This is a genomic window from Microbacterium thalli (assembly GCF_028737325.1).
Taxonomy (GTDB): domain Bacteria; phylum Actinomycetota; class Actinomycetes; order Actinomycetales; family Microbacteriaceae; genus Microbacterium; species Microbacterium thalli.
On sequence record NZ_JAQZCH010000001.1, the window covers coordinates 1,072,900 to 1,096,540 of the forward strand.

Below are 23,641 nucleotides of genomic sequence, written 5' to 3' on the forward strand. Positions count from 1 at the left end.
CCGGAAGAAGAAACGATGACCCTCTCCACCTCGCTCGAGCAGTACACCGTCTGGTTCGTCACCGGCAGCCAGAACCTCTACGGCGAAGAGACCCTGCGCCAGGTCGCCGAGCAGTCCCAGCAGGTCGTCGCCGGCCTCGCCGGGCTGCCGGTCCGCGTCGAGTGGAAGCCGGTGCTCAAGGACTCCGAGTCGATCCGCCGCCTGGCGCTCGACGCCAACGCCGATGACTCGGTCATCGGCGTCATCGCGTGGATGCACACCTTCAGCCCCGCGAAGATGTGGATCACCGGGCTCGATGCGCTGCGCAAGCCCCTGCTGCACCTGCACACGCAGGCGAACGTCGAGCTGCCCTGGGCCGACATCGACTTCGACTTCATGAACCTCAATCAGGCCGCCCACGGCGACCGCGAGTTCGGCTACATCCAGACGCGTCTCGGGGTTCCCCGCAAGACCGTCGTGGGGCACGTGTCGAACCCAGCCGTGGTGCAGCAGATCGATGACTGGGAGCGGGCGGCCGCGGGCTGGCAGGCCGTCCGCACCCTCAAACTCGCCCGCTTCGGCGACAACATGCGCTACGTCGCGGTCACCGAGGGCGACAAGACCGAGGCCGAGCTGCAGTTCGGCGTCCAGGTCAACACGTGGGGTGTGAACGAGCTGGCGGATGCCGTCGCCGCGGCCACCGACGACCAGATCGACGCCCTCGTGGCGGAGTACCTCGAGGCGTACGACGTCGCCGACGAACTCCGGCCGGGGGGCGAGCGCCACGCGTCGCTGCGCGACGGCGCCGCGATCGAGGTCGGTCTCCGGTCGTTCCTCGAGGCGGGCGGCTTCGGTGCCTTCACCACCTCGTTCGAAGACCTCGGCGCGCTGACCCAGCTGCCCGGTCTCGCGGTGCAGCGGCTCATGGCCGAGGGCTACGGCTTCGGTGCGGAGGGCGACTGGAAGACGGCCATCCTCGTCCGGGTCGCCAACGTCATGGGAGCGGGCCTCCCCGGCGGCGCGAGCCTCATGGAGGACTACACCTACGACCTGGTGCCCGGCTCCGAGCGCATCCTCGGGGCCCACATGCTCGAGGTCTCGCCGTCGCTCACGACCGCGAAGCCGCGCCTCGAGATCCACCCGCTCGGCATCGGCGGCAAGGACGACCCGGTGCGACTCGTCTTCACGGCCGACCCCGGACCGGCGCTCGTGGTCGCCCTCAGCGACATGCGCGACCGCTTCCGCCTGACGGCCAACGTCGTCGAGAACGTCGATGCCCCCGATCTGCCCAAGCTGCCCGTCGGCCGTGCCATCTGGAAGCCGGCGCCGGACTTCGCGACCTCGGCCGCGTGCTGGCTCGCCGCGGGCGCCGCGCACCACACGGTGATGACGACGGCCGTCGGCATCGAGGTCTTCCGCGACTTCGCCGAGATCGCCGGCACCGAGCTCGTCGTCATCGACGAGGACACGACGGTGCGAGGATTCCAGAAGGAGCTCCGCTGGAACCAGGCGTACTACCGCCTGGCGCGCGGCCTCTGAGCTTCACCCACTGAACCGAGAGGGGACGCCCGTGGCGGCATCCGGAACGTCGTACGTGCTGCGCGCGGGCGAGGCAGAGGCGATCATCGCCAGCGTGGGCGCGTCGCTGCGCTCGTATCGGGTCGACGGGCGCGACCTCGTCGTGCCCTACGGCGAGGACGAGGTGCGGCCCGGCTACCGCGGGGCGACGCTCGCGCCGTGGCCGAACCGCGTCGTCGACGGCGAGTACGAGGTGGCGGGCACTCGCTACAAGCTGGCGCTCACCGAGCCGCAGCGTCACCACGCGCTGCACGGCCTGGTCGCGTGGCTCGACTTCGACGCGGTGGTCGTGGCCGCCGACCACGTGACCCTCGCGGCGACCGTGGTCGCGCAGACCGCCTACCCGTGGACGCTGCGCGTCGAGACGACCTACCGTCTGGGTGCCGACGGACTGACGCAGACGGTGCGGGCGACGAACGAGAGCGCGGATGCCGCTCCCTTCGGCACGGGGCCGCACCCCTACCTCGTGGCGGGGGCGTCGCCGCTGGACGAATGGACGCTCGAGCTGCCCGCCGACCGCGTGCTCGAGGTCACCCCCGATCGGCTGGCGCCGATCGCGCTGGCCGATGTCGCGGGGTCGGAGCGGTTCGACTTCCGCGAGCCGCGGACGCTCGGCGCGGTCGAGATCGACCACGCGTTCACGGACGTGTCACGGTCGGCCTCCGGCGAGGCGACGGTGCGGGTGACCGACCCCGCCGGGACCGGCGTGGCGATCTCGTGGGGTGAGGCGTGCGCCTGGGTGCAGGTGCACACCGCCGACCTGCCGGGCGGGCCGGCGCAGCCGGGGCACCGCGCGGGGCTCGCGGTCGAGCCGATGACGTGCGCGCCGGATGCGTTCAACGCCAGCCGGTACGACTACGACGCGGGGCTGATCTTCATCCAGCCGGGAGCCTCGTCCGAGGCATCCTGGCGGATCAGCGCCCTCTAGTCGCGCGGAGCCGCAGCAGAGCCGCGGCGGGGCCGAGCGCGGGCGTCAGTGCCCGTGCTCGGTCGAGAAGAGCGGGTGATCCGAGTGGTCGGGCGCGGCGCGTCCGGCCTCGGTGGCGCCCAGGGCGGGTGTGACGAGCCCGGCGACGATGACGCAGCCGGCGATCATGCCGAGGACGCTCGTGCGCGGGGAGACACGATCGGCTGGATCGGGCGTGGTGGATCGAGCGACGTCATCCGAAGCGGAGCGCGCTCGGCGGACGACGAACGCCGACGCGATGCCGTAGGCGAGATGGAGCAGGACGGCGACACCGACGGCGTGCACACTGATGCGCAGCGGGTCGACCGCGAGAGCGAGACCCGAAGCGACGGTGCCGATGACGGCGATCGCCATGCCGGTGCGCGGAGCGACGAGACGGCCGCGGGTCAGGGCGGCGACGCCCCATCCCAGGGCGGCCGCCCCGACGACCGCCGCGAGGACACCGACGCCGCGGTCAGCGACGCCGGTGCCCTGCGTGATCATGCCCGCGCCCACGCCGAGCTGAAGCAGGCCAGCCCCCCACGCGGCGAGCGTGGGCCAGGAGCGGGTGAGCGCGGAGGTGTTCATCAGGCGACGGCGTGGCGACGGTTGTCGACGGCGCGGTCGGTGCCGAGGCCGACACCCAGCAGCACGAGGGCGCTGGCGAGGTGCAGGAAGTGGTCGGCGGTGTTCAGGGCCAGCACGTTAGCGGCGCTGTCCTGGATGAAGAAGCCGACGATGCCGAGCAGCAGGTAAGCGGCGCCGACGGTGATGTTGACGCTCTTCGCGGCGCGGACGCCCGAGAGGCCACCGATGAGCAGCGCGGCACCGATCAGGAGGTGCGCGATGTTGTGCAGCGGGTTGACCTCGAAGATGCCGAGCAGCAGGCCACCCTCGGTGGCGATGAAGTCGACGCCGGCGGTGACGGTGAAGCCGAGCAGTCCGACCAGGATGTAGACGGCGCCGAAGATGATGGCGACGAGGCGATTCGGTGATGTACGCATGAGGATTCCCTCCCATTGGGCGACGGGTGTCGCGGTGCTGCGGTTGTTCGGTGGAGATCGCAGATCGGTTTGCCCTGCGGCATCCGGTCTGAGGTGTTCCGTTCGGTCACTCACCCCGGAGGCTACGGTCAGCGAGTTCACGGCTCACAGGCGTTGTGGCCTGAAGCTGACCGTGGTATGCGAAGTCACCCTGCTGCGCTGAAGGGCCGCCCCATAGGATTGAGGGGAGGTGAGGAGGGGCAGCGGTGGCCAGCCGTCAAGCGCGCATCAAGAGCTCGGAGATCGTCGCCGAAGGGCTCTACATCGCCTCTGCCGCGACGCGTCTGGCGTTGAAGAACGCGATCCTGGTGCACATCCTCGCCGAGGGCCAGGACTTCGACGCCGATCACTTCCTCGACGACGCCCGTCGCGCGCTGATCGCGCTCGCCGAAGAAGCTGAAGCCGACGCCGAGCGCACGCATCGCGAGCGCAAGGCGGCGAGTGGGCGATACAGCGACTCGGGCGGCACGCACGACTACCGCAGCCGCGACGTGGCGAACCTGCGTCGGCGACGGCGGCAGTCGCTGCGCATCGCGAAGGAGCTGCGCGAGCGCGCCGACGACGAGACGGAGCTGCGCAAGCTGATCGCCGATGCCCGGGAAGCGGCGTGGGCCGAGGTCGCGGGCAACATCGACCGCACACTGCGCATCGAGGCGGCACGTCCCGATCTCGAGCCGGATTACGACCGGATGCGGACGGCCCGCATGCAGGCGCTGCGGATGGTCGATCTGCCGCGTCTGCGGTCGCAGCGACGCGGGGCGCAGCAGCGAACGCGCGCCGAAAGGGCCCCCGAAACGGATGCCGTCGACGTGATCGATTGAGTGGTCGCGGCCTCGATTCGCGCTTCCTGCAGGAGTGGGCTATTCTTGACGACGGCCCACGAGAGATCGCAGGCCATGCGCCCGTAGCTCAATGGATAGAGCATCTGACTACGGATCAGAAGGTTAGGGGTTCGAGTCCCTTCGGGCGCACACTGTGTTGAGACAGTGAAAAGAAGCCTCCGCTCTGCGGGGGCTTCTTTGTTTTCCCGTGGAGGTCGGCTCGGCCGTCCCGTAGCGTGACGATGTGACCGAACGAACCTGGGCCGGAACGCACACCTTCGCCGCCGAAGCGGTGCTCGAGCCGTCGACCATCGCCGAGGCGCAAGAGCTCGTCGCGGGGCATCGCCGCGTCCGCTCGCTGGGAACGCGGCACTCCTTCAACGATCTCGCTGACACCGACGGGGTGCTGCTCGCGCTCACCGCGATCGAACCGGTGATCGCGATCGACGAGGCGGCGGGAGCCGTCACCGTCGGCGCCGGCACGCGCTACGCCGTCGTCGCGCGTCATCTCGCCGATCGGGGCTGGGCGCTGCACAATATGGGGTCGCTGCCGCACATCTCGGTCGGCGGAGCGACGGCGACGTCGACGCACGGATCGGGCGACCGCAACGGCTCGCTCGCGACGGCCGTACGGGCGCTGGAGTTCATCGCGCCCGACGGCTCGCTGCGGCGCGTCGCGGTGGGTGATCCCGACTTCGCGGGAAGCGTCGTGCACCTCGGCGCGCTCGGACCCGTCACGCGGGTCACGCTCGCGATCGAGCCGAGCTACCGCGTGCGCCAGGACACCTACGTCGGTCTCGCCTGGGACGACCTCTTCGGGCGATTCGGCGAGCTGACGGCATCCGGGTACAGCGTCAGCGTGTTCACGCGCTGGAACACGCCCGACGTCGGCGAGGTCTGGGTCAAGGAGCGCCTCGACGACGCGTCCGCGCCCGAGATGGCGCCGACGGTCCTCGGTGCCCGGCGGGTGTCGGAGAAGGCCGATTCGCCCGCGGCGGACGGGCTCGACAACACCACCGAGCAGGGCGGTGTGCCCGGGGAATGGTGCGAGCGGCTGCCGCACTTCCGGATCGACGCGACGCCGTCGAACGGTGACGAGATCCAGACCGAGTACTGGGTCGCGCGCGAGGTCGCCGTCGACGCGATCGCGGCGGTGCGGGCGATCGCCGATCGCGTGGAGCCGGCGCTGCTCGTGAGCGAGCTGCGCACGGTGGCCGCCGATGAGCTGTGGCTGTCGCCGGGCTACGGCCGCGACAGCGTCTGCATCCACTTCACCTGGAAGAATGAGCCGGATGCCGTCGCCACCGCGATCCGGCACGTCGAGCGGGCCCTCGCGCCATTCGATCCCCGGCCGCACTGGGGCAAGGTCTTCACGATGCCGGTGGGGGACTCGCTGCCGCGCCTCGACGCGTTCCGAGACCTCGTCGCACGCGTGGACCCCGACCGGAAGTTCGGGGGCCCGTACCTCGAGCGTGTGCTGGGGATCTGAGCGCGGCTCAGGTGAAGGGCCGCGCCGCCTCGATGATGCGCGCGACGTCGACGGCGGTGCGCGTCCACGGTGAGATGCGCCCGTCGTAGCGCGGCGGCACGCTCTCAACGACGCGCGCCAGGGCCCTCTCGGCATCGTCCACCACCGTCGCGGCGTCGGGGTCGCCGATGGGCTGCGCGACGGCGCGAGCGGTCGCGCGCACCGCGTCGGCGAGCTGCGCGCGGCGGGCACCGTCTTCGTCGCCGCGGGGGAGCGCGGGGATGCCGCCGGCGAGCTCGAGCGTCTGGCGCACGGTGTTCTCGAGGGCGCGCATGCGACGGTCGTTCTCCTCCTCGATGCCGCGGCGGCGTCGAGCGAGGGGGTGCGCCTTGCGGCTGCGCGCGGCCTCGCGGACGTCTGCCGAGACGGCGTCGAGGATCTCGGTGAGATAGCGCTGTCCGTCGGGGTCGGGCTCCGATCCGTCGGCGATGGCCGTCGCCAGCATGTCGAGCCGGTCGGCGACGGCATCCCGCAGCTGCGACAGTCGCAGGGACGCACGCCGCAGATACAGCGGCGGGACGATCGCGAGGTTGACGACGACCCCGACGACGACGCCGAACGCCATGGTGACGAGGTACGACACCGAGAATCCGCCGGCATCGTTCGCCCCGAGGAGCAGCACGAACAGCGCCGCGATCGCGATCCAGTCGCGACCGGTGCCGAGGGCGCGGATGCCGCCGATCGCGACCCCCACCGCGACGACGATCGCGACGCCGACGATGCGCGGGCTCGGGCCCGTGACGAGCCACAGGCCGCCCAGTCCGATCGCGATGCCGATCGCGAGTCCGGCGACGGCCTGCACGCCGGCCTTCGCCGAGTCGGCGATCGTCGGGTACATGCTCACCAGCACGCCGAGCGGGGCGTAGTAGGAGTACTCATCGTGCGCGAAGGGCACGAGCGGGGCGAGGTACCAGGCGATCGCTGCGGCGAACGCCGCTTTCGCCGCCAGCAGCAGGCGCGACACGGCGAAGGCTTCGCCGCCGGCGGTGCGCGCCGCGGCAGCGAGGGAGGCGGCTCGGGGGTGCGGTACGTGGTTCATCCCGGGAGACGATAGGCGTCGAGCAGGCGACAGGCACAGCCCTTGACGCGGGCACTCGCCGGGTTCCGGGTGCGCGACGTAGCCTGGGACGGTGAGCGCATACGTTTCGGCGTTCGAGCTGTTCTCCATCGGAGTAGGACCCTCGAGCTCCCACACTGTCGGACCGCTGCGCGCGGCCCGCGCCTTCGTCGAACGCCTGAGCGCGTCCGGTCGCCTCGATGCCGTGGCGCGGGTGACGTGCGTGCTCTACGGCTCGCTCGGCGCGACCGGCATCGGCCACGGCACCCCCGACGCGGTCGTGGCGGGTCTGCAGGGGCACGCGCCCGAGACCGTCGACCCGGATGCCGTGCGCGCGGCCTGGTCGGGATGGGTCGACGGCGCACCGCTCCTGCTGGGCGGACGCCACGCGGTCGCGTTCTCGCGCGCGGACGTCTCGTTCGAGCCCCGCACCCGGCTGCCCGAGCATCCGAATGCCATGACGCTCACGGCGTGGGACGGCATCGGGGCGCCCGTGGCGCGTGAGACGTACTTCTCGGTCGGCGGAGGTTTCATCCGGCGGGAGGGCGAGGTCGAGGGTGAGGGGCATCGCGCGGTCTCGTGGCCGTTCGCGTTCGGCAGCGCGGCCGAGCTGCTCGAACTGTGCGAGCGCGAACAGGTGTCGATCGCAGGGCTCGCGCGCCGCAACGAAGAGGCGCTGCGGCCCGAGGTCGAGGTGGCGGCGGGCCTCGATCGGATCTGGGACGCGATGGCGGGATGCATCGACGCCGGGCTGCACGCCGACGGCACGCTTCCGGGGATGTTGCGCGTTCGGCGGCGAGCGGGCGCGATGCGCGAGCAGCTGGATGCCGCCGAGTCGGCGGGCGGGCGCGAGCTTCCCGGTGAGTGGCTCGGGGCTTTCGCGCTCGCGGTCAACGAGGAGAACGCCTCGGGCGGACGCGTCGTCACGGCCCCTACGAACGGTGCCGCGGGCATCCTCCCGGCGGTCGCGATGTACTGGTGGCGGTTCGCGGCGGAGTCGATGCTCGCGCCGGAGGATCTCGACCGCCGGCGCGGCATCCGTCGGTTCCTGCTCACGGCGACGGCGCTCGGCTCGCTGTTCAAGGCGAACGCGTCGATCTCCGGCGCCGAGGGCGGGTGCCAGGCCGAGGTCGGCTCGGCGTGCGCCATGGCTGCGGGCGGGTTGACGGCCGTCATGGGTGGTGACAACGCTCAGATCGAGAACGCCGCCGAGATCGCGATGGAGCATCACCTCGGCCTCACGTGCGACCCCGTCGGAGGGCTCGTGCAGATCCCGTGCATCGAGCGGAACGCGATCGCGGCTTCGACGGCGGTGACGGCGGCGCGGCTCGCGCTGCGCGGCGATGGGCGCCATTACGTGTCGCTGGATGCCGTCGTCGAGACGATGCGGCAGACCGGGATCGACATGTCGCACAAGTACAAGGAGACGAGCGAGGGCGGCCTCGCGGTCAACGTCGTCGAGTGCTGAATCCCGGTGCCGGGTGGGGCTGTTCGCCGTGCGAGAACCGTTGGCACTCTCAGGGGTCGAGTGCTAATCTGGATGCAGTTGAGCCGTAAGGGCTCAACTTTCGAGATCTCAACACAGACATTCAGAGAAGGGAAGAACCGATGGCTACGTACGACCCGTTCCGCGACCTCGACCGCATCGCCTCGAACCTCTTCGACGCGCGCCGCGGCCCGCGCCGCATGCCGATGGACCTCTACCGCGATGGCGACCACTACGTCATGACGGCCGACCTGCCGGGCATCGACCCGGGCTCGGTCGACATCGACGTCGATGGACAGCTGCTGACGATCCGCGCCGAGCGCACGCTCGCGAACGGCGACGGGGTGAAGTGGATCACCCGCGAGCGTGAGGCGGCGAGCTTCCTGCGCCAGCTGAACCTCGGTCAGGGCGTCGACACCGAGGGTATCGCCGCGACCTACAACAACGGCGTGCTCACCGTGACGATCCCCGTCAGCGAGAAGGCCAAGCCGCGCAAGGTCGCCGTCACGACCGACGCCGCCGCTCCGGTGGTTCCGATCGAGAACTGACCGCGACGCGCGGCGGTCGGCTCGTCGGCTTCGCAGCGCGAGCGAACGTTCGACGGTGGCCGCAGCTCCTTCCCGGGGCTGCGGCCACCGTCGTTTCCGGACGCGCTCGTGTCGTTGCCGTCGGGGCGCGTGTCGAGTCGTCGCGATGCGTCCATGCGTTCCCGACCGCACGCCGGCGTGTCCCGTCCGGCGGGTCGGTCAGAAGGGTGGCGGCTCGTCGAACGGGTCGCCCGTTCCCGCGCCCGGCGGTGGGCCGGGTTCGGGTGTGAAGCAGACGGCGGGGATCGGTACGTCTTCGCGGTAGGTCCGGCCGCTCGGTGAGGTCCATTCGAGGACCCCGCCTCCGAGTTGTGTGACGTTCCAGTTGGTGAATTGCTTCATCGAGTGGTGTCGTTGGCACAGGTGGGCGAGGTTGTAGATGTGGGTGTGCCCGCCGAGGGCGTGGTCGATGGTGTGGTCGAGTTCGCAGCGGATCGCAGCGCGACGGCATCCGGGGAACCGGCAGTGCTGGTCGCGGGCTTGGAGGAGACGTCGCATCGAGGCGGTGGGCCGGTAGGTGTCGGTTTCGACGGGGGTGCGGGTGATGGGGTCGATGAACAGCCGGTCCCACGAACTGGTTTGGCCGGCGAGTTCGCGGGCGGTGTCGGCGTCGATGAGCCCGGTCCCGACGGCTTCGGCCGGACCGGAGTCGGTTTCGGTGAGGGTGTTCGCGGTGACGACGACCTGCACCCGCGCACGGATCGCACCGAGCGGGCCGGGTGCGTCGGTGCCGTACGTCGGGTCGACGACCGGGGCGCCACCGAGCACCAGGTCGGCGAGCGCGTCGGCGCGGAGCTGATCCATCGTGCGGGCGTCGGGCTCGCTTGCGTTCCCGGTGTCAGCCCCCGCAGCATCCGTCCGCGCGGTCGCGGCCCCGGTTGCGCCCGCCTCGCCGAACGCTACCCCCGCTGCTCGGGCATCCTTCACGGACTGGCCCATCTGCGTGAGCCGGTCGAGCATCCCCGCGGCGATCACGGTGGGCAGTGTCGCGATCAGGTCCGACATCCCGTCCGCCCCAGGAAGCACCCGAACGCACCGGCTGGCGGCGGCGTCCCGGTGGCGCTGGGTGAACTCCCGCGGGTGCATCCGCTCCGCCAACGCTCTCAGCGAACGCGGGTCGAACCTCCGCCGGCACCACCATCCCGGCCTTCACGACCACCTCTACGTGATCCCGCGTGATCCGCCGGGCCTCCCATGCCGCGAACACCGCCGGGTAGTCGTCGACGATCGTCATCGCGTGGTCGATGTCGTGCTGCAACCGCCGATCCGACCGCCCCGCGAGCCCCGCGGCCTCCGCAGCGACAGACCGCAACTCCATGTCCGATGCCATACCCCGCACCCCACCGACGTGTGCGACGCGCAACGCCGACCGCCCCACCTCAGCCAATGCCCGAACGAGCGCGACATCCCCCGTGTGCGCAGCATCCAATGCCTCGGCGAACGCACCGAGCGCACCGGCGTGGGGACTCAGTCCCACCGCGCCGCCACCGCTCGTCGTTGCCATATGTCCATGATCGCGCGAACCACCGACATCCGGACCGTCGCCGGGGGTCTTCATGCAGAACTCGTCGCCCGCCGCCGGTGGGGAGGACACCCCGTCAGGACATGCGGCGCAGTTTCGCTGTGAGCTGTTCGAGCTGCTCGAGCTCTTCGGTGCTCAGCACCGACATGCGCTCCGCGATCGACCGCCCGTGCGCGGCAGCCAGGCGGCGGAAGGCCGCCACGCCCTCGGGTGTCGCGGTGATCATCGCGCCGCGGCCGTCGGTGGGATCGCCGCACTTCGTGATCAGGCCGCGCGCGACCATGCGGTCGACGAGACGCGAGACGCTCGGCTGGCTGATGAGCATGTTCGCCGTGACGTCGCGCAGCCGTGCGCGGTTGCCGGGTCCGCGCGTGACCGTCAGGAGCACGTCGTACTCCGCCTGGCTGAGCTCGTCGCTGGCGAAATCGTTGCTGATGTCGTCGAAGATCTCGTGCTGAGCGCGGAAGAGGCTCTCCCACGCGGCCACGGCACGACGACGATCGTTCATGGCCACAACTTTAACGCCCGCCTAAGCTGGGCGGCATGATGCGGCGCACGCGAAGGGTGCTCGCGAGCGCCACGGTGGTCCTGGTGACGAGCCTGCTGGCGGTGGCTGTGCCCACGGCGGCATCCGCGGCTCCGCCGGTGACGGCATCGGTCGCGAGCGATACGTCCGGCGACCTCGATGCCTTCGTCTTCGACTCGCTGACGGTCGACTACTTCCTCGAGCGCGATGCCGACGGCACGGCGCGCATGCGGGTGGTCGAGCGGTTCGTGGCCGACTTCCCCGAGACGGACCAGAACCGCGGGATGCGCCGCCTGATCCCGGAGTCGTACAACGGTCAGCCGCTCCATCCGGCGCTCGTCTCGGTGACCGACGAGAACGGAGATCCGCGTCCCGTCGAGACCGACAGCGACGACGGCACGCTCGGCATCCTCACGAGGGGCTCGGACTACCTGCACGGCCTCAACACGTTCGTCTTCACCTACGACCTCGAGAACGTCGTGTGGGACTTCGACGACACGGGGCTCGAGTTCTACTGGGACGTCAACGGCACGGATTGGGCACAGCCCTTCCGCGAGGTCACCGCGACCCTGCACCTCGCCCCGCCGCTCGTGGGCAGTCTGTCGGGGAGCCAGTCCTGCTACGTCGGCGCATCCGGCGAGACGCGCCGCTGCGTCGACCTGTCAGTGTCAGCGGACGGCGCCACCGTCTCGGCGTCGGACCGTGAGCTGGCCCCGCACGAGACCCTGACCCTCGCCGTCGGGTTCGACGCCGGCACGTTCGAGATCTTCGACACCGCGTATTTCTCGTCGCCGTTCGGGTGGTTGCAGGTGGGCTCTCTCGCGGCGTTGGCGGGGGCGACGGGATGGGCGTTGCGCAACCGTCGGCGCTCGCTCGGTGACGAGGGCGGGCGGCCGACGATCATCGCCGAATACGAGCCTCCGCGAGAGATCGACGCGCTCGAGTCGGCCGTCCTGCTGGGCAAGACGTCCGCGGCGATCCCTGCCGAGGTGCTCGAACAGGCGATCGTCGGTTCCATCCGCATCCTCGACGGCGAGCCCGGACGATGGGGGACGAGCAAGCTCCGCGCGGAGCTCGTCGACCCCGACCGCGCCGACGAGAACGGACGGATGCTGCTGCGCGCACTCTTCCCGCAGCTGCAGCCGGGCGACGTCTACAGCTTCGGCTCGTCCGATACGCGCTTGTCGTCCACGGCGCAGGGCATCCTGAAGTCCGCGGGCGAGCGCCTGACCGCGCTCGGGATGTACCGTCCGGTGCGATCCGGCACCCGGGGGTGGCCGATCGCGGTCTGGGCGGTCGCCGCGGGGCTCACGATCCTCTTCGGGATCCTCGCGCTGCTCGGCTTCGTGCATCCGGCGGTCCCGATCATCGGCATCGCCCTGGCGGCATCGTCGTTCTTCGTGGTGCTCATCGCCATGGCCCGCGTCCCGCTCTCGGCGACCGGCGCCGAGGCGCGCGACCATCTGCGCGGCGTGGAGCAGTTCATCTGTTGGGCGGAGGCCGACCGCATCCGGGTCCTGCAGTCCCCGTCCGGGGCCGAGCGCGTCGCGATCGACACCGACGACCCGCGCCAGATGCTGCGCCTGTACGAGCGGCTGCTTCCGTACGCCGTCGTGTTCGGGCAGGAGAAGCAGTGGGCGCAGCACCTGACCGTGCTGTACGCCGCCGCCGGTGTCACCGCGCCGGTCTGGTACGCCGGGACGGGAGCGTTCGATGCGTCGTCGTTCGCCGCCGGCATCGGAACGCTGTCGTCGAGCGCCGCATCGTCGTCATCGACCTCGGGTGGCTCGAGCGGTGGCGGCGCCGCGGGCGGCGGCGGAGGCGGAGGCGGGGGAGGCGGGGCCTGATCGGCACAGCGCTCGGACGCAGTTGAGGGTCCGACCGAGAGGCATTTCGGTCGGACCCTCGTCCCTTTGCACCAAGAGTTTCCTGCAATCACATGCCGGTCGCTGCCACAGCAAAACAGCTACCGTGCGAGCACTCTATAACGACGAGATAACGACGAGCAAGGGTTTTCCGTTATCTCTTCGTGATCAACGTTGTCCTCAGGTGGCGCTCACGTCGTCACCGTCCGCGAGCAGGTCTCGCACGCCGACCATCACCAGGGCGAGGGAGTCGTCGAAGAACGACGTCCACGTCGTGAGGGAGGGCGGTGGCGCCTCCGCGGCGCTCACACGGGCGACGATCTCGCGGGCCAGCGGCGAATCGGGGTCGTCTACGCCGAGCGCTGCCGCACCGGCGGCCGCGGCCGCACCGCCGAGGATGAGGTTCGAGATGGTGGTCGCCGCCACCGCCCGGTGGCGCTCAGAAGCCCCGGTCGACGCCAGCGCGGCGAGGATCCGCGCCGACAGCGCGACCGCGTTGGGGCCGAGGAGGGGGCGGGATGCCGCGAACCCCGCGACCCAGCTGTGTCGCACGAACGCCGCGTACATCGAGCGCGCGGTGCGGGTGATCGCGCTCTCCCAGTCGTCCCCGCCGGCGTCATCGGCTGCCGCATCGGCGAGCACGCGGTCGACGGCGAGGTCGACGAGGTCTTCCCGCCGGTCGACGTACCAGTACAGGCTCGTCGCGTGCACGCCGAGCGCGCCGGCCAGGCGGCGCATCGTGAGGGCGTCGGCGCCCTCCGTGTCGAGCAGTCGGACGGCGGCATCGACGATGGACTCCCGCGTCAGCGACGATCCCGTCCGTTTCTCGCGCGGAGCGCGCAGGAAGATGTTGTCGAGCGGGGTGCGCGCAGAGCCGTCGGAGTCGCTGCTCGTCTCGCGGTCGCGGTGCCGTGCCATCGGCACAGCTTACGAGGGATAACCGGAAACAACCGGAAGGGTGAACGGAAAACCTACGCCGTTGGAATATGTCCTACAGTGTAGGAGTTACGCTCGCCATCATGACAATCTCGACATCCTCCGGCGCGGTCCGTCCCGTCGGCGTCCGCTCTCGAACCGCGCTCCCCGCTCGCGGTCTCGCCGCATTCCTGCTGGTCGCCTTCGGCTGGTCCTGGGGCACCTGGTGGCTCGGACCCCTCGTCGCCGACGCCGGCGACCCGGGCGTCCTCATGGCACTCGTCATCGTCGGCGGGTTCGGCCCCGCGATCGCGGCGGTCGGGGTGAGCGCCGTCACCGGAGGAGGGGCGGAGATCGCCCGGCTGCTCCGGCGGTTCGACCCGCGCCGGCACGGCGGCGTCCGGCCGTATCTGTGGGCCGTCATCGTGTTCGCGGCCCTTCTCCTGACCGTGCCCGCAGCTGCCGCCCTCGGCGCGAGCGTCGATGCTGACGGGCTCGCCGGCGCATTCGTCTCGCTGCCCGGGATGATCCTGCTCGTCGCGTTCGCCGGAGGCGGCAACGAGGAGCTCGGCTGGCGGGGCTTCGTCCTTCCTCGCCTGCAGCAGGCGCTGTCACCACTGGCAGCGAGCGTGGTGCTGGGCCTCATCTGGGCGATCTGGCACGCCCCCCTGTGGTCGCTTCCCGGCACGTCGCAGTCGAACCTGTCGTTCCCCGTCTACACGGTGCTGGTGATCGCGATCTCGGTCGTGCTGACCCACGTGTTCAACGCGTCGTCCGGGGGCCTCATCCCCGTCGTCGCCGTCCACACCTCCGTGAACGTCGCCGCCGGAGTCGCCGCCCAAGCCCTCGGCGAGAGCCGCGACCTCGATCAGACGCTCGTCATGGTCGCGCTCGCGCTCGCCGTGCTCGTCTTCACCCGGGGGCGCCTGCGCTTCCCCCGTGCCGCATCGATCTCGACACCGTCAGGAGAACATCATGAGCACCGCTGAGAACGCCACCGCGGCATCCGTCCCCGCCGCGCGCCCCACCCTCCCGCCGGATGCGATCCGTCTGGAAGGGGTGTCGAAGGCGTACGGATCGGGTGATCACACCGTGCGCGCCGCCGACGGCATCGACCTGACGTTCCCCCGCGGCAGCTGGACCGCGATCATGGGCCCGTCCGGGTCCGGCAAATCGACGCTGCTCCACATCGCCGCGGGACTCGAGCAGGCGGATGCCGGTCGGGTGCTCCTGGGCGAGACCGATCTGACCCCGCTGCGCGACGACGAGCTCACCGCGCTGCGACGGTCCCGCATCGGCTTCGTCTTCCAGAGCTTCAACCTGGTGTCGGCGCTCACGGCGGAGCAGAACGTCGCACTGCCGCTGCGTCTGGCGGGACGAGGCCCCTCTCGTGATGCCGTGCGCGCCGCGCTGGCGGACGTCGGTCTCGCCGACCGGGCCCGGCACAAGCCCCGCCAGCTCTCCGGCGGCCAGCAGCAACGCGTCGCCCTGGCCCGAGCGATGGTGACGTCGCCCGAGGTGCTGTTCGCCGATGAACCGACCGGCGCGCTCGACACGACCGCGGCCCGGTCGGTGCTCGATCTGCTGCGGGCGATGGCCGACAACGGACAGACGATCATCATGGTCACGCACGACCCCGCGGCGGCCGCACGCGCCGACTCGGTGATCTTCCTGCGCGACGGCCGTGTCGTCGACCGGCTCGCGTCACCCGACGTCGCGCAGGTCGCTCGACGTCTCGTCGCCGAGGAGGCCTGAGATGGGCGGCATCAGTCTCGCGACCCTTCGCGAGCGGTGGAGCCTGTTCGTGGGCGCCGGCCTGTCGACCGCCCTGGGCGTGGCGCTCGTCCACTCATCGTTGCTTCTCCTCATCACGGCCGCGTCCGCCGCGCCGCCCGCCGACGCATCCGGCGTGGCGGCGACGACGCACGCGGCCTCGACGATCGTGGCCGTGACCGTTCTCGCTGTGACCGTGGCGTTCGCGGCCTTCCTCGCGTTCTTCATCATCGGAACGACGTTCGCCTTCACCGTCGACCAGCGTTCTCGAGACATCGCGCTGCTGCGGCTCATGGGCGCCGAGCGGCGTCAGGTCCGACGCCTCCTGGTCGGCGAGTCGGTCGTGCTCGGAGTCGTGGCGAGCGTCGTGGGGATGCCGCTGGGCGCCGCACTGATGGCGATCCATGCCCGCGTGCTCGAGGCCCTTCGCTTCGTTCCGCCCGGTTTCACGGGGCAGGGGCAGGGATGGATCGTCGGCGTGGATCTGGGCGTCGGTATCGGTCTCGCCGTCAGCGGCGTCCTGCTCGCGGCGCGCCGTGCCAGCGGCATCCCTCCGCTCGCGGCGCTGCGAGACGGCGAGGCGGCGGTCACCGTCATGACGCGGACGCGGTGGTTCCTGGCCGCGCTCTTCGTCGCGGCGGCGGTCGTTCTGCTCGTTCTGGTCCCGGTGACCGGCGCCGCCGGCGGCCAGGCCCTGGCGATGAACGTGTCGATCGTGGCCGCGATCGGGCTGACGGCGGCCGCGCCGGTGCTCGTCCCCGTCTTCGCTGGTCTGCTCCCCGGGCGCGCGGGAGGTATCGCGGGACTGCTCGCCGGCGCCTCGCTGAGCGACAACGTGCGCCGGAGTGCGTCGACGGCCGCGCCCCTCGTCATCCTCGTCGGCATCCTCGTCGGTCAGTCGGTCTCCCTCGTCTCGTTCGGAGCGGCCGGGGCGGCGCAGGAACGGCGCGACACCGTCGCGGACCTGGTCGTGGAGTCGCCCGTGCTCAGCGCCGCCGAACAGCGTCGTCTGCGCCAGGTGGCCGGCGTCGTGAGCGTGTCGACCGAGGTGACCGTGCCCGCCGAGATCACGACCGGTGAGGGTGAGATGGCGTTCACCGAGGTCGGAACCCTGCGCGTCATCGAGCCGGACGACTACGCCATCGCCCACCCCTCGCGCCCCGCGCTCGGCGAGTTGAGCGAGACGAGCGCCGCTGCCGGGCCGGCGTCGATCGGACTCTCGGCCGGCGATCGCGTCGGCGTGCGGTGGGGCGAGACGACGCTCCCGCCCCTCGAGATCATCGCCCGCATGCCCGAGACCCTGGCACCGGGAGCGACCCTGCTCGTCGCGGCCGATGCCATCCCGGCTGAGGCCATGAGCGGGGCGACGGCGGTGAGCTTCGTCTCCGTGGACTCACCGGCCGAGATGGGGCCGGTCGCCGATGCGCTCGCCGCCTTCGGCTCCGTCTCGGACGTCGAGGCGTGGAGCCAGCGGGCCGCGACGACCGGCGTGCGGACCGCGGAGTCGATCCTGCTCGTCGTGCTCGGGCTGGGGGTGCTCTACTCGATCATCGGCGTCATCAACTCGATCGTCATCGCGGCGGGGGCGCGCCGGCGCGAGTTCGCCGTCGCGCGGGCCACCGGACTGACACGCGCACAGGTCGTGCGCACGACGATGCTCGAGTCGGCGTCGGTGACCACGGCCGGCCTCCTCCTGGGCCTGCTGGCCGCCGCCGGCACGGTCGTCGCGACCGCGATCCTCACCTCCTCGGTCACGGGATCGGCGACGCTCGTCGTCCCCGGGGCGCTCATCGCGACCACGGTCGTCGGAGCCTACGTCGTCACGGGGGCGACCACGGCGGTCACGACGATGCGGGCCACCGCGACGCCACCGGTCATGCAGCTACGATCGCGAGAATGAGGCAGGAATGATCGACGAGCGGCACGTACGCGTCCCCTGCCGGACGCATCGACACGAAGGACCGATGGAATGACCCCCGAACCAGCCGTCACCGCCCCGCTCCGCGCTGATCGGCCTGTGCTGCCCGTGGCCGCCTGGGAGCCGACGAGGCAGACGCTGCACATGTGGCTGCAGATCGTCGGCAAGACGCGGATGACCAACGCTGCGCCGCTGAACCACTACTGGCACGTCACGCTGCTGCCGTCGTCGCGGGGCCTGACGACCGGCGTCGTTCCGGCGCCCACCGGGCCGTTCGAGATCGAGTTCGACTTCTGTGATCACGTCCTCCACCTGCGTACGAGCGAGGGACAGCACCGGGCCATCGCCCTCGAGAGCATGACGGTCGCGGACTTCTATACGCGGTTCGTGGCGGCGGCGTCCGAGATCGGCATCCCCGTGGACATCCACGCCGCCCCGAACGAAGTCGACCCGGCCATTCCCTTCGCCGACGACGTCGAGCACGCCACCTACGTCGGCGAGCACGCCACGGCGTTCTGGCGACAGCTCATCGATGCCCACACCGAGTTGCAGCACCACCGCGCCGGCTTCACCGGCAAGTCGAGCCCCGTGCACTTCTTCTGGGGCGCGCTCGATCTGGCCGTGACGCGGTTCTCGGGCCGCGATGCGCCGACCCACCCCGGCGGGGTGCCGAACTGCCCGGACTACGTCATGGCCGAGAGCTACCGCGCCGAGCTGAGCAGCGCGGGCTTCTGGCCGGGCGGGGGCGCCGAAGGCGCGTACTACGCGTACGCCTATCCCGCCCCCGACGGGTACCGCGAGGCGCCCGTGCCCGAGGGAGCGCGCTACGACGATGCCCTGGGCGAGTTCCTCCTCCCGTACGAGGTCGTGCGCGCGGCCGCCGACCCGCACGCCCTCGTGCAGGACTTCCTCGACGCGACGTTCCGCGCCGCGCGGCATCCGGGTGACGGGTGGGGGAGCGGTGTCGCGGGATGACGCCGTGAGCCCTGGTCGGGACCGCGGCCCCGGTCCTTTCGTCGTGACGCTCGTCGTCGATCTGCCGATCGCGAAGCCGGACGCGCTCGACGTCATCGCGTTCGTCTCGGATGGGGCGATCGAGAACGCGGGCACGGCGCATCCGCGGGTGGGGCTGGGGCGCGGCACATGGGCCGAGGTGCAGATCCCGAAGTTCGCCGACCCGCCGCCGCTCGCGGTCGACGTCTGGTCGGAGGAGTCGTGGGATGCCGCCGCGACCGAGGCGGCGCGCCTCGCGGACGCTCTGCGCCGCGTGGGCTGGACCGTGCGCGGTCCGCGCGCCGACGAGGTCTGACGCGCCTCAGCCCGCGACGGCGAACAGGCCCGCGATCCCGACGCCGTAGAGGACGAGCACGGTCAGCGAGTCGACCCCCATCCCGACGACTTTCGTCGCGGGCCGGAAGATCAGCCCGACGATGTAGACGAGCGTGAGCAGCGCGGCCAGGGCGGTGAGGTAGATGTCGGCGCCGTTCGCCTGCGGCAGCACCGCCTGGCCCGAGATCAGCGTCGCGACGAAGAACAGCACCGGTAGGAAGGCGTTGCCGCCGAAGATGTCGCTCATCGCGAGGTTGTCGTCGCCCTGGCGGATGGCTTGCAGACCCGTCGAGATCTCAGGAAGCGCGGTCGCGAGGGCGAGGATGGTCGCTCCGAACAGCACGCCCGACAGACCGATCTCGTCGGCGATCGCGTCGCCGGCTCGCTCGAGCACGACGCCCGCCCCGAGCGTCGCGAGGGCGGAGACGACGAAGACGGCGACCACCGCAGCCGTCGACATCGTGTGGTGCGGCGGACGCGGCTTCGCGCGGCGGTGCCCGGCGGTGTGCGGGGTGCCGTCCGGCGCCGCGCCGTTCGCGTGCCAGGGCAGGTGATGACCGGCGCGCTGCACCAGGAAGAGCCCCGCGAGCCAGAGCGCCGCGATGAGGACGACGTCGGGGCTCAACCGCGCGATGATCAGGTCGCCGGGCAGCTGGCTGCCGGCCATGACCACGGCCAGCACGGCGACGACGACGATCGCCTCGAGCACCAGCACGAGCGACGCCGCCCGGTTCGTGAGCGGTCGCACGCCTCGTCCGCGTTTACCGAAGGCGTCCAGGATGACCAGGACGACCGCCTGCAAGGCGATCCCACCGAGGATGTTGCCGACGGCCACCTCGAGGTTGCCCGAGATGGCCGCGCTCACGGTGATGGCGATCTCGGGCAGGTTGGTCGCGACGGCGAGGATGATGAGCCCCCCGAACGCGCTGCCGATGTGCCAGCGCGCGTCGAGGACGTCCGTGGTCTTCGACAGCTGGATGCCGGCGATCCACACCACCGCGGCCGCGGCGGCGAAGATCAGAAGGAGGACCCCGAACGGGAGGGCGGACATCGGGTCAGCGCAGCCAACTGGTGCGCCCGAAGCGCTCCCACCGCTCGACGACGCGCACGTCGCCGTCCGTCGACGGCTCGAGCACGGTCGTGCCGCCGATGAATACCCGCTCGACGCGCGAATCGACGGCGAGCGGGTCGCCCGACCAGATGACGATGTCGCCGTCGCGGCCCGGCTCGAGCGCACCGACGCGCGCGTCGAGGCGCAGGATCGACGCGGGGTTCGTCGTGAGCGCTTCGAGTGCGACGGTCGCGGGCAACCCCTCGCGGACCGCGAGGATCGCCTGCAGCCGGATCTGATCGATCGGTACGACGGGATGGTCGGTCGTGATGGCCACCGTGACGCCCGCTGCGGCGATGAGGGCGAGGGCGCCGATCGCGCGGTCGCGCAGCTCGACCTTCGAGCGCGAGGTCAGCATCGGTCCGAAGATGACGGGGATGTCCTTCTCGGCGAGCACATCGGCGATCTTGTGCCCCTCCGTGCCGTGGTTGACGACCAGCCGGTAGCCGAACTCCTCGGCCAGACGAATCGCCGTGACGATGTCGTCGTGGCGGTGGCTGTGCTGGTCCCACAGCAGGGTGCCGTCGAGCACCTGGGCGAGCGTCTCTTTGCCGAGGTCGCGTTCGAACGGCTCGCCCTTCGCGGCGGCGGCATCCCGTTTCGCGACGTAGTTCTGCGCGGCGACGAACGCGTCGCGCAGAACGGACGCGACACCCAGGCGCGTCGAGGGGGTCTGCTTCTTGTCGCCGTAGACCCGCTTGGGGTTCTCGCCGAGCGCGGACTTGACCGAGACGTTCTCGGCGATGATCTGCTCGTCGACGGTCCGACCGCCCCACGTCTTGATCGCGACGGTACGACCGCCGATGGGGTTGCCCGACCCGGGCTTAATGACGACCGACGTGACGCCGCCGCGCAGCGCGTCGCGGAAGCCGACCTCGTCGATGTCGATGCCGTCGAGCGCGCGGAAGCGGGCACCGTTCGGATCGGTCATCTCGTTGGTGTCGTTGCCCGACCAGCCCTCGCCGTCCTCGTGGACCCCGAGGTGTCCGTGCGCCTCGACGAAGCCGGGCAGCACCCAGTGCCCGCTGGCGTCGACGACCTCGGCGCCGTCCGGGATCACGGTGTCGCTGCCGCCGACGGCGGTGATGACACCGTCCTCGACGATCACGGTGCCGCCCTCGATGACGGGCGCGGACACGGGGACGATGCGGCCGTTGACGACGGCGAGGATGCGGGCCATGTTCTCGACCCTACGTGGGTCGCGCCGCGTCGAGGCCCGGGCGTCGAAACGCCCGGCCGCCCGCATCCGCGAGAGCGGACGGGGCGGCCGGGCGTTCGAGATCAGCGGGCCGGAGCCGGATCAGTACCAGCCGACCGACTGCGAGTGACCCCACGCACCGCACGGCGAGCCGTAGCGGCCGGAGATGTAGCCGAGGCCCCAACGCACCTGCGTGACGGCGCTGGTCTGCCAGTCGCCACCGGCCGACGCCATCTTGCTGCCGGGGAGCGCCTGCGGGATGCCGAAGGCACCACTGCCGCTGTTGTAGGCCTGGTAGTTCCAGCCCGACTCCTTGTTCCACAGCGAGACGAGGCACGAGAACTGGTCCTGGCCCCAGCCGAAGTCGCCGAGCATGCTGCTCGCGGCCTGCTGTGCGGCGCCGGGGGAGTTGTCGCCGGTCGAGGCGACGGCGCTGCCGGATGCCGCGGGGGCGGACGAACGTGCACTGCTCGAGCTCGACGGGGCGGCTGCGGCAGCTTCGGCCTCGGCCTGAGCAGCGGCCTCCGCCTCGGCGCGGGCGGCGGCTTCGGCAGCGGCGGCCTCTTCCGCGGCGATGCGCGCGGCCTCTTCCTCAGCGGCCTTCTGCGCCTTCGCGGCGTCGAGGCGACCGCGCAGGTCGGCGGTCTCCGCCTGGACGTCGTCGGTGGCCTCGGTGAGCTTGTCGGTGAGGTCGGGCAGGAGCAGCGTCGGGATGACGTCGGCATCCTGCAGGCCGGCGATGCGCTCGCGCAGCTGCGCGGTATCGACGGTCGTGTCGCCCGCGACGGGCAGCGCGGCAGCAGAGACGTCGGCGGTCACGGTGGCCGCGTCGAGCACGGAAGCCTCCGCGGCGGCGACGGCATCGCTCGTCGCCTGCTCGATCGCGCTCAGGGGCTGCGCGGGCGAGGCCACGGCGGCGGTCACGAGCGCGGCGCGCTGCATGACGGGCGCGGACGAGGCGGCGATGGGGACCGTCGCGGATGCCGTCGTGCCGACCATCGCGGTGACACCGAGCGCGACGCCCAGGGTCAGGGCGGCGGGGCGGATGGCACGGCGTGCGTTGCGGGGCGTACGCCGCAGGTCGCGGCGGGTGGGCTGGCTCGACGAAGAAGTCATACGAACAGGGGCAGTCCTTCGATGTTGCGGGCGCCGTGGAACAACGGCGGGCGTCGCGGGCAGACGCACAAAACTCCCCGAGTCTGCGGGGTCAGTCTGGACAAGTCCCGGGCGTCACCTGGACGTAACCTGGGAGCCGACGCGCCCCGCACCCGCTGCGGGGGAGGTTAACCTGGCCCAGAACGCGGGCGTCCGAGGGTCGCCCGGAACGCTGCGCCGAGGAGGATCCATGGCCGAGATCGAGAGCTTCACGCTGGACCACACCGCCGTGATCGCACCGTACGTGCGCCGCATCGGCGTCGAACACGGCCCCGGCGGCGGCACCATCACGAACTTCGATGTGCGCCTTGTGCAGCCCAACGCGGGTGAGATTCCCACCGCAGGCATCCACACGATCGAGCACATGCTCGCCGGCCTGCTGCGCGACCGCATCGACGGCGTCATCGACATCTCGCCGTTCGGCTGCCGCACCGGGTTCCACCTGCTGATGTGGGGCGAGCCGGAGATCGCCGACGTCGTCGCCGCGCTGACGGGCAGCCTGCGGTTCATCGCCGAGGAAGCTGTCGAGGCCGACATCCCCGGCGTCTCCGCTCTCGAATGCGGCAACTACCGCGATCACTCGCTGCATTCGGCCCGTGAATGGTCGCGGACGGTGCTCGATCAGGGCATCAGCCTCGACGCGTTCGCCCGCGTCGGCGTCTGAGCCGCGCCGACCCGACGTGACCTCTCTTCGGCAGCAGCGCGCGATCCGCGCGACGGCTGCGGCGTCGCTTGCGACGTTCGTGGCGCTGCTGTCGCACGTGGCAGCCGGAGGTGCGCCGCCCGCGCTGCTCGGGGTCGCCGTTCCCTGGGCGCTCTCGCTGCTGGTCTGTCTGAGCCTCGCAGGACGCCGCCTCTCCGCGATGCGCCTCGGCGCGGCCGTCACCGCAGCCCAGGCGCTCTTCCACCTCCTCTTCACACTCGGTGTCGTGCCGCTCGCCGCTGCGGCGTCCTCATCCGCCGCGACGCTCGACGCTCACGCGGGCCATATGCCGGCGGCGGCATCCTTCGCGTCGCCGGGCGTCTCCGTGACGATCGTCCCCGATGCCGCGATGCTCGCCGCCCACGTCGGTGCTGCCGTGGCGACCACCGCGCTGCTGCATCGCGGAGAACTCCTGCTCGTCGGGCTCGGGGTGCTGGCGCGACGGATCGGGCTGCGGCTGCGCGTCGCTGACTGCGATGTCGTGCTGCCCGTCGTCTCGCCGCCGCGTCGTCCGGTCGTCGTGCGGATCCGTCCGCCGCGACCGCGTCCGCTCATCGCGTCGCCGGCCCGCCGCGGCCCACCCGCTCTCCTCGCTCTCTGA

The 23,641-nt window shown here is 71.3% G+C and carries 23 protein-coding genes and 1 tRNA gene; 15 read left to right on the forward strand and 9 right to left on the reverse strand.

Going from position 1 to position 23,641, the window contains the following annotated elements:
- Positions 1-15: 15 nt before the first annotated feature.
- The gene (gene araA, locus PUW82_RS05225) at positions 16-1,518 is read left to right on the forward strand and encodes an L-arabinose isomerase (protein WP_274221234.1); all 1,503 of its coding nucleotides are present in this window, start codon (positions 16-18) and stop codon (positions 1,516-1,518) included.
- A 31-nt stretch (positions 1,519-1,549) separates the two neighbouring features.
- Positions 1,550-2,485 carry an aldose 1-epimerase family protein gene (locus tag PUW82_RS05230; protein WP_274221235.1) on the forward strand — a complete coding sequence of 312 codons (936 nt, stop codon included), beginning with the start codon at positions 1,550-1,552 and terminating at the stop codon, positions 2,483-2,485.
- Between the two features lie 45 nt (positions 2,486-2,530).
- Here the strand turns inward: PUW82_RS05230 and PUW82_RS05235 are convergent, their stop codons facing one another.
- Entirely contained in the window at positions 2,531-3,091 is a 561-nt protein-coding gene (locus PUW82_RS05235; RefSeq protein ID WP_274221236.1) for a hypothetical protein, read from the reverse strand.
- Positions 3,091-3,507: a DUF4383 domain-containing protein gene (locus PUW82_RS05240; protein WP_274221237.1), complete on the reverse strand. Its 417-nt coding sequence runs from the start codon at positions 3,505-3,507 to the stop codon at positions 3,091-3,093. The genes PUW82_RS05235 and PUW82_RS05240 overlap by 1 nt, the downstream gene beginning before the upstream one ends.
- A gap of 245 nt (positions 3,508-3,752) precedes the next feature.
- On the opposite strand from PUW82_RS05240, the gene PUW82_RS05245 reads away from it, so the two are divergent.
- From PUW82_RS05245 to PUW82_RS05255, 3 genes are all read left to right on the forward strand, one after another.
- On the forward strand, positions 3,753-4,367 hold the full coding sequence (locus PUW82_RS05245) for an asparagine synthase (RefSeq protein ID WP_274221238.1): 615 nt from the start codon (positions 3,753-3,755) through the stop codon (positions 4,365-4,367).
- Positions 4,368-4,444: 77 nt separating this feature from the next.
- Positions 4,445-4,517, forward strand: a tRNA-Arg gene (locus tag PUW82_RS05250).
- 94 nt (positions 4,518-4,611) lie between these two features.
- The gene (locus PUW82_RS05255; protein ID WP_274221239.1) at positions 4,612-5,856 is read left to right on the forward strand and encodes an FAD-binding protein; all 1,245 of its coding nucleotides are present in this window, start codon (positions 4,612-4,614) and stop codon (positions 5,854-5,856) included.
- A 7-nt stretch (positions 5,857-5,863) separates the two neighbouring features.
- On the opposite strand, the gene PUW82_RS05260 is transcribed toward PUW82_RS05255, so the two are convergent.
- Positions 5,864-6,934, reverse strand: a complete 1,071-nt coding sequence (locus PUW82_RS05260; RefSeq protein WP_274221240.1) for an FUSC family protein — start codon at positions 6,932-6,934, stop codon at positions 5,864-5,866.
- A gap of 91 nt (positions 6,935-7,025) precedes the next feature.
- Between PUW82_RS05260 and PUW82_RS05265 the strand changes: the two genes are divergently transcribed.
- Both PUW82_RS05265 and PUW82_RS05270 read left to right on the forward strand, forming a co-directional pair.
- Complete coding sequence (locus tag PUW82_RS05265; RefSeq protein WP_274221241.1) at positions 7,026-8,420, forward strand: L-serine ammonia-lyase; 1,395 nt, start codon at positions 7,026-7,028, stop codon at positions 8,418-8,420.
- A gap of 140 nt (positions 8,421-8,560) precedes the next feature.
- The gene (locus PUW82_RS05270) at positions 8,561-8,986 is read left to right on the forward strand and encodes an Hsp20/alpha crystallin family protein (RefSeq protein WP_274221242.1); all 426 of its coding nucleotides are present in this window, start codon (positions 8,561-8,563) and stop codon (positions 8,984-8,986) included.
- A gap of 198 nt (positions 8,987-9,184) precedes the next feature.
- Here the strand turns inward: PUW82_RS05270 and PUW82_RS05275 are convergent, their stop codons facing one another.
- The gene (locus PUW82_RS05275; protein ID WP_420792721.1) at positions 9,185-10,111 is read right to left on the reverse strand and encodes an HNH endonuclease; all 927 of its coding nucleotides are present in this window, start codon (positions 10,109-10,111) and stop codon (positions 9,185-9,187) included.
- Between the two features lie 512 nt (positions 10,112-10,623).
- On the reverse strand, positions 10,624-11,055 hold the full coding sequence (locus PUW82_RS05280; RefSeq protein ID WP_274221243.1) for a MarR family winged helix-turn-helix transcriptional regulator: 432 nt from the start codon (positions 11,053-11,055) through the stop codon (positions 10,624-10,626).
- Positions 11,056-11,090: 35 nt separating this feature from the next.
- Between PUW82_RS05280 and PUW82_RS05285 the strand changes: the two genes are divergently transcribed.
- On the forward strand, positions 11,091-12,920 hold the full coding sequence (locus tag PUW82_RS05285) for a DUF2207 domain-containing protein (RefSeq protein ID WP_274221244.1): 1,830 nt from the start codon (positions 11,091-11,093) through the stop codon (positions 12,918-12,920).
- A 198-nt stretch (positions 12,921-13,118) separates the two neighbouring features.
- Here PUW82_RS05285 and PUW82_RS05290 read toward each other — a convergent pair whose 3' ends face one another.
- Positions 13,119-13,856: a TetR/AcrR family transcriptional regulator gene (locus PUW82_RS05290; protein WP_274221245.1), complete on the reverse strand. Its 738-nt coding sequence runs from the start codon at positions 13,854-13,856 to the stop codon at positions 13,119-13,121.
- A gap of 101 nt (positions 13,857-13,957) precedes the next feature.
- Here PUW82_RS05290 and PUW82_RS05295 point away from each other — a divergent pair, with 101 nt between their 5' ends.
- The 5 genes from PUW82_RS05295 (at position 13,958) to PUW82_RS05315 (ending at position 18,853) form a co-directional block, all read left to right on the forward strand.
- Complete coding sequence (locus tag PUW82_RS05295) at positions 13,958-14,842, forward strand: CPBP family intramembrane glutamic endopeptidase (RefSeq protein WP_274221246.1); 885 nt, start codon at positions 13,958-13,960, stop codon at positions 14,840-14,842.
- Entirely contained in the window at positions 14,829-15,608 is a 780-nt protein-coding gene (locus PUW82_RS05300) for an ABC transporter ATP-binding protein (protein WP_274221247.1), read from the forward strand. The genes PUW82_RS05295 and PUW82_RS05300 overlap by 14 nt, the downstream gene beginning before the upstream one ends.
- Position 15,609: 1 nt before the next feature.
- Entirely contained in the window at positions 15,610-17,526 is a 1,917-nt protein-coding gene (locus tag PUW82_RS05305; protein WP_274221248.1) for an FtsX-like permease family protein, read from the forward strand.
- A 69-nt stretch (positions 17,527-17,595) separates the two neighbouring features.
- A complete protein-coding gene (locus PUW82_RS05310) occupies positions 17,596-18,519 on the forward strand; it encodes a DUF5996 family protein (protein ID WP_274221249.1) in 924 nt (307 codons plus the stop codon).
- 4 nt (positions 18,520-18,523) lie between these two features.
- Positions 18,524-18,853: a hypothetical protein gene (locus PUW82_RS05315; protein WP_274221250.1), complete on the forward strand. Its 330-nt coding sequence runs from the start codon at positions 18,524-18,526 to the stop codon at positions 18,851-18,853.
- Positions 18,854-18,859: 6 nt separating this feature from the next.
- Here PUW82_RS05315 and PUW82_RS05320 read toward each other — a convergent pair whose 3' ends face one another.
- The 3 genes from PUW82_RS05320 to PUW82_RS05330 all read right to left on the reverse strand — a co-directional run bounded on the left by PUW82_RS05320 (position 18,860) and on the right by PUW82_RS05330 (position 22,298).
- On the reverse strand, positions 18,860-19,924 hold the full coding sequence (locus PUW82_RS05320) for a sodium:calcium antiporter (protein ID WP_274221251.1): 1,065 nt from the start codon (positions 19,922-19,924) through the stop codon (positions 18,860-18,862).
- A gap of 4 nt (positions 19,925-19,928) precedes the next feature.
- Entirely contained in the window at positions 19,929-21,164 is a 1,236-nt protein-coding gene (locus tag PUW82_RS05325) for an amidohydrolase (protein ID WP_274221252.1), read from the reverse strand.
- A 120-nt stretch (positions 21,165-21,284) separates the two neighbouring features.
- Positions 21,285-22,298: an aggregation-promoting factor C-terminal-like domain-containing protein gene (locus tag PUW82_RS05330; RefSeq protein WP_274221253.1), complete on the reverse strand. Its 1,014-nt coding sequence runs from the start codon at positions 22,296-22,298 to the stop codon at positions 21,285-21,287.
- A gap of 229 nt (positions 22,299-22,527) precedes the next feature.
- On the opposite strand from PUW82_RS05330, the gene PUW82_RS05335 reads away from it, so the two are divergent.
- The gene (locus PUW82_RS05335; protein WP_274221254.1) at positions 22,528-23,001 is read left to right on the forward strand and encodes an S-ribosylhomocysteine lyase; all 474 of its coding nucleotides are present in this window, start codon (positions 22,528-22,530) and stop codon (positions 22,999-23,001) included.
- Between the two features lie 16 nt (positions 23,002-23,017).
- Positions 23,018-23,641, forward strand: a complete 624-nt coding sequence (locus PUW82_RS05340; RefSeq protein WP_274221255.1) for a hypothetical protein — start codon at positions 23,018-23,020, stop codon at positions 23,639-23,641.

What these genes read in the sequence shown, in the direction of transcription:
- PUW82_RS05295 (WP_274221246.1), top strand. Translation starts at nt 13,958, where the DNA reads ATGACAATCTCGACATCCTCCGGCGCGGTCCGTCCCGTCGGCGTCCGC.
- PUW82_RS05280 (WP_274221243.1), bottom strand. Translation starts at nt 11,055, where the DNA reads ATGAACGATCGTCGTCGTGCCGTGGCCGCGTGGGAGAGCCTCTTCCGC.
- PUW82_RS05320 (WP_274221251.1), bottom strand. Translation starts at nt 19,924, where the DNA reads ATGTCCGCCCTCCCGTTCGGGGTCCTCCTTCTGATCTTCGCCGCCGCG.
- PUW82_RS05240 (WP_274221237.1), bottom strand. Translation starts at nt 3,507, where the DNA reads ATGCGTACATCACCGAATCGCCTCGTCGCCATCATCTTCGGCGCCGTC.
- PUW82_RS05270 (WP_274221242.1), top strand. Translation starts at nt 8,561, where the DNA reads ATGGCTACGTACGACCCGTTCCGCGACCTCGACCGCATCGCCTCGAAC.
- PUW82_RS05285 (WP_274221244.1), top strand. Translation starts at nt 11,091, where the DNA reads ATGATGCGGCGCACGCGAAGGGTGCTCGCGAGCGCCACGGTGGTCCTG.
- PUW82_RS05300 (WP_274221247.1), top strand. Translation starts at nt 14,829, where the DNA reads ATGAGCACCGCTGAGAACGCCACCGCGGCATCCGTCCCCGCCGCGCGC.
- PUW82_RS05305 (WP_274221248.1), top strand. Translation starts at nt 15,610, where the DNA reads ATGGGCGGCATCAGTCTCGCGACCCTTCGCGAGCGGTGGAGCCTGTTC.
- PUW82_RS05290 (WP_274221245.1), bottom strand. Translation starts at nt 13,856, where the DNA reads ATGGCACGGCACCGCGACCGCGAGACGAGCAGCGACTCCGACGGCTCT.
- PUW82_RS05335 (WP_274221254.1), top strand. Translation starts at nt 22,528, where the DNA reads ATGGCCGAGATCGAGAGCTTCACGCTGGACCACACCGCCGTGATCGCA.
- PUW82_RS05310 (WP_274221249.1), top strand. Translation starts at nt 17,596, where the DNA reads ATGACCCCCGAACCAGCCGTCACCGCCCCGCTCCGCGCTGATCGGCCT.
- PUW82_RS05275 (WP_420792721.1), bottom strand. Translation starts at nt 10,111, where the DNA reads ATGCACCCGCGGGAGTTCACCCAGCGCCACCGGGACGCCGCCGCCAGC.
- araA (WP_274221234.1), top strand. Translation starts at nt 16, where the DNA reads ATGACCCTCTCCACCTCGCTCGAGCAGTACACCGTCTGGTTCGTCACC.
- PUW82_RS05330 (WP_274221253.1), bottom strand. Translation starts at nt 22,298, where the DNA reads ATGACTTCTTCGTCGAGCCAGCCCACCCGCCGCGACCTGCGGCGTACG.
- PUW82_RS05260 (WP_274221240.1), bottom strand. Translation starts at nt 6,934, where the DNA reads ATGAACCACGTACCGCACCCCCGAGCCGCCTCCCTCGCTGCCGCGGCG.
- PUW82_RS05235 (WP_274221236.1), bottom strand. Translation starts at nt 3,091, where the DNA reads ATGAACACCTCCGCGCTCACCCGCTCCTGGCCCACGCTCGCCGCGTGG.
- PUW82_RS05325 (WP_274221252.1), bottom strand. Translation starts at nt 21,164, where the DNA reads ATGGCCCGCATCCTCGCCGTCGTCAACGGCCGCATCGTCCCCGTGTCC.